The sequence below is a fragment of the Caldisphaera sp. genome, assembly GCF_046536515.1.
GTDB lineage: Archaea > Thermoproteota > Thermoprotei_A > Sulfolobales > Acidilobaceae > Caldisphaera.
Window position 1 is genome coordinate 1 of sequence record NZ_JAWDMQ010000006.1, and the last position, 11,996, is coordinate 11,996.

Sequence of the window (11,996 nt, forward strand, 5' to 3'; positions counted from 1 at the left end):
CGTGCCGTTGGGGTCGAAGGAGTCCCATGACCCACCTACCACAAGTGGGTGGTTGAGGGCTAAGTCCCTACACTTGATCATGATTGAAGATAAAATGATTGAAATGAAAGTGTAGGAACAAACGGATGACCAACATAGTAGGACCCGTAAAAGGGGTGTAACCTTCTAGATCTCAAAAAAAATCAGGGCAGGAAAAATTAGATTTGTAAATTAAAAGAGTAAGGCATTTATTATATAAAATTAAGATTTACATAGGGGAGATCATGAAAAAAATAAGGCTAGAATTATTAATTACTACAATTGTCCTAGCTTTAATTATTATCCTAGAAGAATTTAATGCTTTTTCAGCAATCAATAACTATTTTTTGTTACACATTAATTTAAAAAATAATTTAATAATAAGTATAATAACTGATACTGCAAGCCTTGAGGCTTTTATTGTTTATATGGCCATATTATATTTTGGACAAGCCATAAAAAGAAAAAGAGTTTCTAAGAACGTCGTAAGTTTTATTATAGCAATATTAGTGTCTATGATAGCTACTCTATTCATAAAAGCTTTTACTATGGTACCAAGACCTTATCAAATACAACCTCATTGGTCTATAATAACTTCAATAATAAATGCTGATTATTTTTCTTTTCCATCGGGACACACTGTTAGAGTATGGGTATTGGCTTATTATATAACATACGTCTTCGAATCAACAAAAAACACCAAAATAAAATACTTATCGTGGATCTATGCTCTAATTATTATGTATACCAGGCTCGCTCTGCAAGTACACTACTTTAGCGATTTATTAGCAGGTATTATAGTTGCTTTTTGGTCTTCATTACTCGTAATAAATTTAGAAAATGTATGGATAAAGATATATAATAAAATTTTTTATAAAATAAAAATATTAAGTATAAGATAAAAATAATTTTATTCTTCAGGCAATCCTTTATCTATTATTTCTTTTAAGTCAAGAGTTAAATATGCGGTTTTAACTCCAATGAAATAAACTACTACACTCATTAAGGCAAATACTAAATAGTCATATGGATAGGGTATAATCGGAGATGGTCCTAATGAACCGTAATATGATATTATGCCAGATAAAATATTAAATATTATTAACCACCACGTCGCTCTGACACTCCTATGATGGCTTTCTTTATATAAGTATGCCATAACTCCTATTTGAAGCAAAGATAAAAGAGTCCAATAAACTGGGAACTGACTTAAAATTCCCCATGAATATACATTGCCTGCAACAATTATAGCAAGCAATACCCATAATATTATTGATAAGATAATTACTTTTGATAACGATAAGTTTAATTTTTTCCTATAAGGACCATATAGTACTAATGGTAATCCTGCAATTACAGCTATAATTACTGTATTTATTAAAGAATAACCAGACCAATATACCAACATAGATGCAGCAATAAATCCTAATGGATACGTTATAAACCATATAGGGGCTTTATAAGGCCTTTTTAAATGTGGGGCAATATTTCTTAAGGCATGATTTGTGATTCCAACAGTTAAGTAATTATAAACAGTTAATAAAGAACTTAGACTAACGACATAATACCAACTAGGTATTGGCAATACAAAGGCAACAGCCAAGACAAATGTTATTAAAATTGCAATCCATGGTGTTTGGAATTTTTTGTGAATTCCTGCCAAAAATTGTGGTATATAGCCTACTCTTGCCATTCCATATATATTCCTAGCTGAAGATCCAGTATACACTGCTAAAGTGCCAGCTGGTGATATAGCTGCATCTATAAGCAATATAAAAGCCCATATCAATAATAGTGGTACTCCTGTTGCTACTAATTCGCTATAAAAAGGATGTGATTGCCATGCATCATATAAACCTGTCCAATTACCCGGAGTTATACCAGCTGCTGTCCAATTTATACCTCCTGTAAATGCAATTTGCAGCAAAACATATAAAATTATCACAGTTATTATAGCTATAATTGTTCCTAATGGTACATCTCTTTGTGGATTTTTTGCTTCACCTGCATATTCTAATCCTTGTCTAAACCCTTCATATGCAAAAACTACTCCTGAAGGTACCATAGCAGCAAATATTGCTGAAGTGCCGTAGGGAGCAAACCCTCCTTTTAAAGAAACTAAATTTGATGGGTGAAAATATAAAGACAAAAGAAGTATGACTGTTATTAAAGGAATTAATAATTTCCATGCTGTAATAAATCTATTAAACCATCCAAATACATTAATACCGACTAATTGGATTATAGTGAAAAGTAATATTAAACCAACAGCTAGTAAAACACCTGTCAATGTTAATAGGCCGTTAGATCCAACAAGCCCTTTTATATACGAGCTTGCATAAGTAACTATAGCTATAGCCTCTACTGATACTGTTGTAACAGCACCCAAGAAATATGCCCAAGATAATAGGTAATTACTAAATATTCCATGACTGTAATGATTATATCTAGCTAATGATCCAGAAAATGGAAATAATCCTCCTAGCTCAGCAAATCCAAAAATCATAAAAATAAAGAAAACCCCTGCTATAATCCAAGTAAAAATAGATGCTGGACCAGCGTAGTACAAAGCGCCAACGGTTGAAAATAACCATGCAGATCCTATCATACCAGTTATTGAAAGCATGAAAATGTCAGTTAATGTTAGGAATTTTCTTAATTTAACTTGAGACCCTTCACTACTCTCCCGCATTTATCTTTTTCACCGAAAGATATTTTTATAATACCTATATTTAAGTTTTTAATATCAATTTTAAATATAAATATTATAAATATATAGTTGAACCTAAATTGATTCCTTAGAATCCTTATTATTAGAAATAAGAGAAGTAATCTTTAAATTTATTAACTCTTAGAATAAAATATTAATATAGATATAAAAGATTACATATTGAATATATTGAAAATAAGCAAATATTATACCCTTTACATCTAATTTATATGGAGTGTAGGTGGTGGGTATGGTATTCCCATTCAAAAGCATAGAAAACTTTAAGATAGATATAAAGGATGAGCATGAATTATTTAGAAAATCAGTGAGAGAATTTCTAGAGAAAAACGTAGAGCCTAAATGGAAAGAAATCGAAGATACAAACCAAATACCTAAGGAAATATTTAAACTCATGGGAGAACAAGGATTCTTTGGTATAGGAATTCCTGAAGAATACGGAGGCCAAGGTGGAGGTCAATTAATGACCACTATTTTGATGGAAGAGATAGCAAGGATAGTACCAAGCCTTGCAGTTGCTGTTGGAGTAAATCACCTATTTGGAGTTCCTATATTAAAATTTGGTAGCGAGGAACTTAAGAAAAAATATATTACTCCAATAGCAAAGGGAGAAGCCCAAGGAGCCCACGCAAATACCGAACCCAGTGGGGGAAGCGATGTAGCAGGGATACAATCTAAAGCAGAAAAAGAAAACGACCATTATGTAATTAACGGAAGAAAAGTCTTTATAAGCGGAGCAGAAAAGGCAAACTACTTTATAGTTTCCGCAAGAACTAATCCTCCACAACAAAACAAAAGATGGTGGGGAATTACAGTTTTTGTAGTAGAGAAAGACTGGCCAGGAGTGAAATTGGGTCAGCATTTTAAAGTTTTAGGAATGAGAGGAGAACAGCCATATGAGGTTATTTTTGATAACGTAAAAGTGCCAATAGAAAACATCGTAGGCAAAATGGACGAAGGATTTAAGGTTATAGTATCAACGTATGATTATACTAGAATAGGCATAGCAGCTCAAGCAGTTGGTATAGCACAAGCTGCCTTTGAAAAAGCATTAAACTATTCGTTGCAAAGAGAACTTTTTGGACAACAATTAATTAATTTTGAAATGATAGATGAAAAAATTGCCGAAATGTATATGAAATTGGAAGCTTCAAGATTATTAACTTACTGGGCTGCGAGCCTTGCAGATTCTAATAGTAGCGAATTCATAATTGCCGCAAGCCTTGCAAAATCTTTTGCATCGGAAGCAGCTGAATGGATTTCAAGGCAAGCAGTACAAATACATGGAGGATATGGAGTAGATCAAGAAATGGGACTTGAAAGGTATTTAAGAGATTCTGTAATAACAACCATATATGAAGGAACTAATGAAATACAAAGATTAACAATAGCCAGAGAGCTAGTGAGACAAGCGTTTGGGCTTAAAATCTAAATATTAATAAATTTGCAAATTATTATACTTACTTTTTAATTAAAAAATTTATTGAACTAATTTTTATCGTTTCTTCCTTTTTTATTGTCAAACTTTTTAGTTTGATTATATATAAATACACGCTTTAGTACTTTTTGAGGTATATTGAAAACATCTGTTGCTATCTTAATTATATATTTATCTCTTGGCATTTGCTTTTTATCTATATTTAATTCAATAGCCAATGCTTGCTTTAAAGCTTCTTTCGTTATTCTATTTCTCACTATTCCGTCATCAATTGCCTTTGATATTTTAAACGCAGCATAAAACCTCATATATTTGTTAACTTCATTTTTCTGTTCTGGAAACGCCTTTCTAAGAGATTCAGAGAGCTTTACAACAGTTTTCTGATCTATAAAACCAAAATATTCCTTAGTCAAACCAAGCCTCATTATCTTTGCTATAGAATTCCCGTTTATATCACCAACTATAGCTAATATCTTATCTTTTACCCCATCCAAATTATCTGATAATAAAATTTCATTTACTTGATCCATTTTAATTTCTTGCCCAAATATTGAATCAAAAAGATCTGGATATTGAACTTCAAATCCCATACCATACTTACCTAATACATATAAACTTGCCATTTCTTTATCAAATATATCTTTTGGGTCTGATGCCCCCTTTATTGGCGATATTTTTTCTTTATTATATTCGTTCTTTAATCTCTCTATTATATACTGTCTAGTAACTTTTTGAGAATTATTTTCCCACATAGTTATTATATCATTCCAAAGATCCATTAATATGGATTTTCTTTTTTTTAAATCTTTACCTTCGTTATCCATTGATTACACCTTTTTTATATCATTACCTCTAACAAGAGGCTTATTTTATTCCCTACCACTTCTCTTCAACATAATATATGTTAAACAGAGCATATAAAAAATATTCACTAAAAAATACTTTTATTATAAATATAAAATTAATATATTTTAAAATTTTAATAAAATTTTTTGAAAATTTTTAAATCCTTATTAATAAGAAAAAGCTGATTGCTATAATGAAATAAAGATATAATTATAATAAGCTGGCTTTCAATTGTAAAAATTGGCAGAAAAATATTAGAAGATATTTCATAGGTGATCAGCTTGAGTTTAATAGATGAAGCTATTGATTTGCTAATAAATGAGAAAAGCCTAAGAAAGACATGGATATTGTTAATAGCCATATTTGGAATTGCAGGCATAGCAATAGTAATTTCTTATAATGCAATAATGCAATCATTTATAGGTCAATATTTACAAAGTCAAGAATCTAGTATTAGACAAATAGCCCAAAGTTTTGGAATTGGTAATAATGAGTATCTGTTATATTTTATAATATTTGGAAACAATGCCAAAACTGCTTTAATAACATGGATATCATCGATAACAATTGTTATACCTATATTAATAGTATTGTTTAATGGCGGATTAGTTGGATTTGTTCTACCTAGTGCAAATTCTAACCCTCCATTAGTTTTATTTTATTTATTAGTACCTCACGGTGTTATAGAAATACCATCCGTCACATTAGTAGCATCTACTTTTGTTTTATTAATTTCGAAAGGTCCTGTAAAGATGTATAGATACTCAATAGGAATTTTAATCATTTCTATTATAATGCTAGCAGTAGCTGCTTTTATAGAGACATTTATAACCAGAACCATAGCAGAGCTTGTTGCATCTATAATTTAAAGCTGATTCAAAATGAAATTAATAGCTTATTTCATTATTTTATTATTAACTTTTTTAGTTCCATTTACATTATTTGCAAATGCAAGCATTTCAGTATTACTTTCGAAACAGGGCACAATAAAAGAAATAAACAATAATAGCAGAACTGAGTTTAACTATGGACTATACTCAATATATTGCAATGGAATATATGAAGGTAATATTATTATAAATGGGACATATCTTACAAATATATATTTAAATAATTCAAATATACTCATAATCTTTGAAAAAGGGTTAATTACATCGATTAAAAACTTAACTTTTTATAATAATGGATCTGATGCATACCTTCTCTTATTTACAAATGATTCATCTTTAAGAATTTCTAATATAACCATTAAAAAATACGGCATTCTAAATATACCTGGCATAAATCAAACATATTATATAAACAATTCTATTATTGAAATAAACATGAATACCCCATTAAATAATTTACTTTCATTTTCTCAAACATCGTGGACAATATATCAATTTTCAGACAATGCTACCCTTTATTTAATCTTTGGAATAATCCCAGCTAATAATTATTTAGCTAATACTAGTGAAGGTTATAATATAAGTAATGTAATAATATTAAATAATTCAAATATATTAAAATTAACACAAAATAATAACAAACATTATAATATAATATATTATAGTTTGTTAGCACTATCACTTTTGACGCTAGGTGCCGCGCTGGTGACTACAAATGCAAAAAAGAAATAGCATTGAAGAAGCTATTGAAAGTTGGAAAGCAGGTAATCCTATACTGCTTTATGATTCTTCAAATAGAGAAAGTGAAATAGATATGGTATATCATGCTTCAAATGTTAATCCAGACGCTATTTATAAGTTAAGAAATGAAGCCGGTGGACTTATTTGCTTTGCCACATCGTGGGAAATAGCAAGAGGATTAGGATTGGTGTGGGGAGATGAATTAATAGCTAAAATACCAAGTTTAAAGCCTTTAACAGAAAAGCTCTTATTCTATAAAGACAGGCCAGCATTTACAATATGGGTAAATCACATTAATGTTAGAACTGGAATAAGCGATAACGATAGAGCATTGACTATGAATGAACTCTATAAAATAGTTAAGTTATATATTGAGAGAAGAAAAGAAGATGCAGTAAAGAAATTTATAGAAGAATTTCAAGCACCAGGTCATGTTCCATTATTAGCAGCTAGAGACTTAAAAGAAAGAAAGGGGCATACAGAGTTAAGCATAGCGTTATCTTTATTGGCAAAAATGGAACCAGCAACTACGTTTGCAGAAATGCTAGATTTTGGCATTTCGTTAAGTTTAGAAAAAGCTGAAAAATATGCTAGAAAAATGGGTTACGTGTTGATAAGCGGTAAAGAGGTGTTAGAAGCCTGTGAAGGAGAAAAAATGTGTAGGAGTTATTGATACAACATTTGCAAGGGTAGACATGGGATCTATTGCATTTAAGGTTCTAAAAGATATGCTCACTGATTATGTTATAATTAGACACACGGTTCCAGGAATAAAAGATCTACCTGGGGAGGCAAAAAGATTAATAGACTATGGTTGTGATGGCATTATAACACTAGGTTGGGTTGGATCCAAACAGGTTGATAAATACAGTTATATAGCTCTATCAGTTGGATTAGTTATGCTATCCATATTATCTGGAAAAATAATTATAGATGTTACAGTTCATGAAGACGAAAGCGACGACCCGAACGAATTGAAAAAAATTGCAATAGAAAGGGCCAAGGCACATGCAGAAAATCTAGCAATATTAATTAAAGAAGGAGGAGAAGGCCTAGTAAAGAAGGCTGGCCAAGGTATCAGGCAAGGATATGAAAATGCAGGACCATTATAAAACTATTAATTTTTATATCCTTTAGGACATAAATTTGATTTATAAATATTAATAATAACTAAAGTCTAGACTCTATTAAAACATTTAAACCAGCAAAACTGTATTAACGCTTGAAGAGAGTGTAAGAAATGAAAGTTATAATAATAAGATCAGAAATGGGCAAAATAGTTTCAAGTGAACTTGTGGAAGGAGAACTAGATCAAATTATTAAAAAGAAAAGCGAGGATGCAATGAAAGAATGGAATCCAGAAATAAGCGACTTTATTGTATTAAGAGATGTAAGAGAATTAGAACTTCAATTACCATTAAATCCAGAGCTTGTCGATATATTAAGAAATGTTGGTACTTTGAGCAGGACATCAGAGAAAGCTATAGCTAGGTTCCCAATTTATACAATAAGTTTTGAAAACATGATGATTGGAGAAGATAACTACGTTGAACACAAAATATATTTAATCTCTCCATATATAAATGATGATATAAAAACAGAGTTAGAAAAAGAAGCCGTTGAAATCACAAGCGAAAAGACTTCACCAGAAGGTATCGAGGAAGAAGATGAAGAAGGAGAAGAATAAACATTAAGATGGTGCCTATATTTTGGAGCTATTTAATATTAACGATTTGGTAAACTCTATTATAATGCTTTTTGTAGTTTTGGATCCTTTTACTGTAATACCGTTTTATATTCCTACAGCAAATTTATTACCAAAAGATAAGAGGCCTAAATTTCTAAGAACTTTAATACTAGCTGCAGTTTTCATGCTATTAGCATTCACAATAATAGGTGAATATGTATTTAAAATACTAGGAGTAACCTTTAATGATTTTAGAATAGCAGCAGGATTAATTTTATTAGTATATGCAATTTCTAGCCTTTTTGACATAGAAATAGGTGCTCCAAAAAATACTCCTGAGAATATTGAAAAAGAAGCCATAGTTCCATTGGCTACTCCATTATTGGCTGGACCAGGAAGTATCTCAACAGTACTATATATAAGATATTCATACGGATATCCAATAGCATTAATAAGCATATTTGTAAATATCATTCTTGCTTATTTAATTTTATATGGCGGTCAATACATAATGAAGCTTCTAGGAGAACATGGAGCTCTATTGGTGGATAAATTTATGAGCTTGATATTAGCAGGCTTTGCAATTAGTATTATAAGGGCTTCTATTATGAGTCTAATATAACAGCAAGTTGTATTTAAATCTCTGACCTCCTCCCCGCCCTGAAGGGCGAGTTTCCTGAGGTCTAGAGGGTTACACCCCTTTTATGGGTGCTACTCTGTTATGTTCTACAATAAAAGATAGGGGTTTCTTTATTGATGCTAAGACTTTACCTGCTGCTTTCTTTAATATGTTCAAAGCCCCATTTAAATCAGAATGAAGTTTATGTTTTAATGGACAACTTACTACTCCCCTAGGATTTCTTTTAACTTCTACATTATGATAAGCACAATACTTTGAGGTATTATATTCTATAACTTCATATACTTTAATGCCATATTCTTGTGCTTTAAGTTCAATTGCTGCCATTAATTTACGATAAGACCATATATTTACCGTAAATTTGTTTCCCTTTTCCTGAGAGATGTTAAATGGATAACCTAAATAAATGGTTGAAATACCTAATTCATGTAACTTCTTCATTAGGTGAGATGCTAAATTCCTATATAAATGCAAAAGTCTTTTGGTTAATTTCTTAAAAAGCCTTTTCTTCTCTTTTAATAATTCATCATATGCTTCATATTCACCAATGTTTTTTGTCTTATCCGTTAAGGATTGTACTTGTGCTATCTTCTTCTCTAAATAAAAATAGTCCTCCTTAGTCCTAACACCTTTGTAGAGAAACCATGTGCCATCGTTTAATACTACGCTTGCCAAATTATTTATACCTAAATCTATTGAAGCGACCTTGTTACATTTAGGCAATTCAACTCGTATTGCCTTCCTTTCACCATAAATAATATATTTGCTCTCCTTTCCCGTTTTAGTTTTCTCAACACCTACTTCAACAGGTATTGAAGCATACCAAGCATTTTCAGTCTCATCATAATATATCTCTAATCTACCTTGCTTACCATACCACCTTAACCTACCAGCAAAATCGATTTCCATTTTGAAATCTTTTAGAATAATTTTATGATTAACTCCATCTATTTCATATCTTGTCTAATAACAAGTAAAAGCTTTCTCTTTTTAGTATCTTTATCAATCCAATATCCTGGTGGTTTTATATGCTTAATATGATTTTGTTGTTTTCTTTTTTTCTTTATTAAAGAAAAGAAAGATGACCAAGCTTCATTATTCTTCTGCATAACTGCTTGAGCGTTAACTTTTAGCTCTTCCTTATACTTTTTGTAGTATTTGTCCCATGTTTTATTGAAGTCTACTTTCTTTTCATGAAAAAACTGTTGCCTCCTCTCATAGTTCAACTCATTGAAGAGCTTTGATGAGATATTAGCTAGCCTTCTGAGCTTCCTTTCCTGAAAACCATTTGGAAAAAGGCGGATAACATTTGTTCTCTTATTTGTATAATTAACTTCGTAGATACCTTCATCTGGTATTGCTGGAGAAATCGGCTCCCGCTCCTCATGTTTTAAGAGTTGACCAGACAAAGGCATCTGGAGAGCATCTCAAATAGAAATAGTATTTTTGATTTAAAAAATTTTACCCCGCCCCAAGAAGGGGCTAGGTTTGCTGTTCTCAATATCAATCACTATTAAACGAGCTGCAAAATCTTGTATAGACATAAAAATGGTGTTCTCATAAATTAATCCTACCTTATAGTATTTAAGGACATCTTAATAAAAAATCTAAAAGAACGTTAATTTTTAAACCAGAGATTTACATAATATTTTCGGTAAAAGGGTGAATTAAAAATGAGCGTTCAGTTTGCAACATTAGGCGACCTAAAAAAAGGAAGCTATATAGTGATTGATAATGAACCTTGCAGGGTAGTAGAAATAACAAAAGCAAAAACAGGTAAGCATGGCAGTGCTAAAGCGCATGTAGTTGCAGTTAGCTTATTTACTGGGCAAAAGAAAACTCTTGTTGCACCCACAGATACCCAAGTCCAAGTTCCAATTATAGAGAAAAAGAATGGACAAGTGCTAGCAGATTTAGGAAACAATTTACAAATAATGGATATGGAATCATATGACACGATAGAGGTTGAGAAACCAAACGACGAACCAGAGCTTTTAGAAAAACTTAAACCGGGAGTTGAAGTTGAATATTGGTTGATAATGGGTAAAGCAAAAATAGTTAGAACTAGGAGCTAGTCAGGTAAAACATAAAAATCTATTTTAGCTTTATGGTAATCCCTTATTATTGTTTTTGCCGCTTCATCTATATTGGGTTCTTTAGTTTTTTTATATAACCACATTCTTTTATAAGCAAGTTGTTCAAGTATCTTATAAGGATCCTTTTCATCAATTTTATATGCTTCTATAAAGGCTTTAGGATTATATTTTAATATCTTTTCTATAAGAGCTACTGCTGGCTTAACGGGATCTTTTAGTTCATCAACACCTTTACCTCGTATTATAGATTCAGGAAACCCTCCTTCTATTGGCATTACCCCTGGAGAATCTAAAAAGTAAATGCCATTTTTTATCTTATATAAAGTGAAAGATCTTGTATAGCCAGAACTACCTGGAATTGGACTTGTTGGTGCACTTTTCTTTCCCTTTATAGAATTTATTATGCTTGATTTCCCGGTTTTAGGATAACCAATCAATGAAACCAATGTTCCATTACCATTAGAATAACTATCTATTTTTTGTATAAGAAGAGATCTATCCTTTTTTCTCCATATGGAATAATAAATACAATCGATTCCTATAGAAGTAAATTTTTCTTTCCATTTTTCTGCTATATTATATGGAACTAGATCAGACTTATTTAATAATAGTATCAGTTTTTTATTAAATGATTCTGCCATTTCTTCAACTCTCTTGCTTCTAGTTGAAATAGGATCCCTAATATCAACTACTTCTACTACAATATCTGATCTTTTAATTGTTCTTGCTACGTCTCTCCAACTTGCTAATATCATAATAGATTCACACTTTTGTTTTCTATAAAAATATTGTAGTTATTAGAATTTATAAAAATATTTATTGTAAAGAGTTTAATATTTTGTAATTATTTAATAATTTTAAATTTAAAGAATACTCTTAACATATTATAAAAAAGATAATATTAATATATAA

14 protein-coding genes are annotated in these 11,996 nt (G+C 30.8%); 9 read left to right on the forward strand and 5 right to left on the reverse strand.

What is annotated here, in order from left to right; translation table 11 throughout:
• The first annotated feature begins 263 nt into the window (after positions 1 to 263).
• Positions 264 to 920, forward strand: a complete 657-nt coding sequence (locus RXO53_RS01740) for a phosphatase PAP2 family protein (protein WP_410712554.1) — start codon at positions 264 to 266, stop codon at positions 918 to 920.
• A gap of 8 nt (positions 921 to 928) precedes the next feature.
• Here the strand turns inward: RXO53_RS01740 and RXO53_RS01745 are convergent, their stop codons facing one another.
• Positions 929 to 2,710, reverse strand: coding sequence for an APC family permease (locus RXO53_RS01745; RefSeq protein WP_410712555.1), 1,782 nt, complete (start codon positions 2,708 to 2,710; stop codon positions 929 to 931).
• 268 nt (positions 2,711 to 2,978) lie between these two features.
• Between RXO53_RS01745 and RXO53_RS01750 the strand changes: the two genes are divergently transcribed.
• Complete coding sequence (locus RXO53_RS01750) at positions 2,979 to 4,178, forward strand: acyl-CoA dehydrogenase family protein (protein ID WP_410712556.1); 1,200 nt, start codon at positions 2,979 to 2,981, stop codon at positions 4,176 to 4,178.
• Between the two features lie 56 nt (positions 4,179 to 4,234).
• Here RXO53_RS01750 and RXO53_RS01755 read toward each other — a convergent pair whose 3' ends face one another.
• Positions 4,235 to 5,008, reverse strand: a complete 774-nt coding sequence (locus RXO53_RS01755; protein ID WP_410712557.1) for a DUF2192 domain-containing protein — start codon at positions 5,006 to 5,008, stop codon at positions 4,235 to 4,237.
• A 303-nt stretch (positions 5,009 to 5,311) separates the two neighbouring features.
• On the opposite strand from RXO53_RS01755, the gene RXO53_RS01760 reads away from it, so the two are divergent.
• The 6 genes from RXO53_RS01760 (at position 5,312) to RXO53_RS01785 (ending at position 8,970) form a co-directional block, all read left to right on the forward strand.
• Positions 5,312 to 5,899 (forward strand): stage II sporulation protein M, encoded by a 588-nt coding sequence (locus RXO53_RS01760; RefSeq protein ID WP_410712558.1) that lies wholly within the window; start codon positions 5,312 to 5,314, stop codon positions 5,897 to 5,899.
• Between the two features lie 12 nt (positions 5,900 to 5,911).
• The gene (locus tag RXO53_RS01765; RefSeq protein ID WP_410712559.1) at positions 5,912 to 6,652 is read left to right on the forward strand and encodes a hypothetical protein; all 741 of its coding nucleotides are present in this window, start codon (positions 5,912 to 5,914) and stop codon (positions 6,650 to 6,652) included.
• A complete protein-coding gene (locus RXO53_RS01770; RefSeq protein ID WP_410712560.1) occupies positions 6,636 to 7,334 on the forward strand; it encodes a 3,4-dihydroxy-2-butanone-4-phosphate synthase in 699 nt (232 codons plus the stop codon). Before RXO53_RS01765 ends, RXO53_RS01770 begins: the two co-directional genes overlap by 17 nt.
• A 22-nt stretch (positions 7,335 to 7,356) precedes the next feature.
• On the forward strand, positions 7,357 to 7,773 hold the full coding sequence (gene ribC, locus RXO53_RS01775; protein WP_410712606.1) for a riboflavin synthase: 417 nt from the start codon (positions 7,357 to 7,359) through the stop codon (positions 7,771 to 7,773).
• Between the two features lie 128 nt (positions 7,774 to 7,901).
• Positions 7,902 to 8,348 (forward strand): DUF2286 domain-containing protein, encoded by a 447-nt coding sequence (locus RXO53_RS01780; RefSeq protein WP_410712561.1) that lies wholly within the window; start codon positions 7,902 to 7,904, stop codon positions 8,346 to 8,348.
• A 22-nt stretch (positions 8,349 to 8,370) separates the two neighbouring features.
• Entirely contained in the window at positions 8,371 to 8,970 is a 600-nt protein-coding gene (locus RXO53_RS01785) for a MarC family protein (protein ID WP_410712562.1), read from the forward strand.
• A gap of 69 nt (positions 8,971 to 9,039) precedes the next feature.
• Here RXO53_RS01785 and RXO53_RS01790 read toward each other — a convergent pair whose 3' ends face one another.
• Positions 9,040 to 9,897 (reverse strand): transposase, encoded by an 858-nt coding sequence (locus RXO53_RS01790; RefSeq protein WP_410712563.1) that lies wholly within the window; start codon positions 9,895 to 9,897, stop codon positions 9,040 to 9,042.
• A gap of 38 nt (positions 9,898 to 9,935) precedes the next feature.
• The gene (locus tag RXO53_RS01795; protein ID WP_410712564.1) at positions 9,936 to 10,403 is read right to left on the reverse strand and encodes a hypothetical protein; all 468 of its coding nucleotides are present in this window, start codon (positions 10,401 to 10,403) and stop codon (positions 9,936 to 9,938) included.
• A 258-nt stretch (positions 10,404 to 10,661) separates the two neighbouring features.
• Between RXO53_RS01795 and RXO53_RS01800 the strand changes: the two genes are divergently transcribed.
• Positions 10,662 to 11,063 (forward strand): translation initiation factor IF-5A, encoded by a 402-nt coding sequence (locus tag RXO53_RS01800; RefSeq protein ID WP_292321032.1) that lies wholly within the window; start codon positions 10,662 to 10,664, stop codon positions 11,061 to 11,063.
• Here RXO53_RS01800 and RXO53_RS01805 read toward each other — a convergent pair.
• Positions 11,060 to 11,839, reverse strand: coding sequence for a GTPase (locus RXO53_RS01805; RefSeq protein WP_410712565.1), 780 nt, complete (start codon positions 11,837 to 11,839; stop codon positions 11,060 to 11,062). The genes RXO53_RS01800 and RXO53_RS01805 overlap by 4 nt on opposite strands.
• Positions 11,840 to 11,996: the final 157 nt, after the last annotated feature.

Excerpts from the sequence above, each read along its gene's own strand:
- RXO53_RS01740 (WP_410712554.1), top strand. The coding sequence starts at position 264 with ATGAAAAAAATAAGGCTAGAATTATTAATTACTACAATTGTCCTAGCT.
- RXO53_RS01745 (WP_410712555.1), bottom strand. The coding sequence starts at position 2,710 with ATGCGGGAGAGTAGTGAAGGGTCTCAAGTTAAATTAAGAAAATTCCTA.
- RXO53_RS01750 (WP_410712556.1), top strand. The coding sequence starts at position 2,979 with ATGGTATTCCCATTCAAAAGCATAGAAAACTTTAAGATAGATATAAAG.
- RXO53_RS01755 (WP_410712557.1), bottom strand. The coding sequence starts at position 5,008 with ATGGATAACGAAGGTAAAGATTTAAAAAAAAGAAAATCCATATTAATG.
- RXO53_RS01765 (WP_410712559.1), top strand. The coding sequence starts at position 5,912 with ATGAAATTAATAGCTTATTTCATTATTTTATTATTAACTTTTTTAGTT.
- RXO53_RS01770 (WP_410712560.1), top strand. The coding sequence starts at position 6,636 with ATGCAAAAAAGAAATAGCATTGAAGAAGCTATTGAAAGTTGGAAAGCA.
- ribC (WP_410712606.1), top strand. The coding sequence starts at position 7,357 with ATGGGATCTATTGCATTTAAGGTTCTAAAAGATATGCTCACTGATTAT.
- RXO53_RS01780 (WP_410712561.1), top strand. The coding sequence starts at position 7,902 with ATGAAAGTTATAATAATAAGATCAGAAATGGGCAAAATAGTTTCAAGT.
- RXO53_RS01790 (WP_410712563.1), bottom strand. The coding sequence starts at position 9,897 with ATGGAAATCGATTTTGCTGGTAGGTTAAGGTGGTATGGTAAGCAAGGT.
- RXO53_RS01795 (WP_410712564.1), bottom strand. The coding sequence starts at position 10,403 with ATGCCTTTGTCTGGTCAACTCTTAAAACATGAGGAGCGGGAGCCGATT.
- RXO53_RS01800 (WP_292321032.1), top strand. The coding sequence starts at position 10,662 with ATGAGCGTTCAGTTTGCAACATTAGGCGACCTAAAAAAAGGAAGCTAT.
- RXO53_RS01805 (WP_410712565.1), bottom strand. The coding sequence starts at position 11,839 with ATGATATTAGCAAGTTGGAGAGACGTAGCAAGAACAATTAAAAGATCA.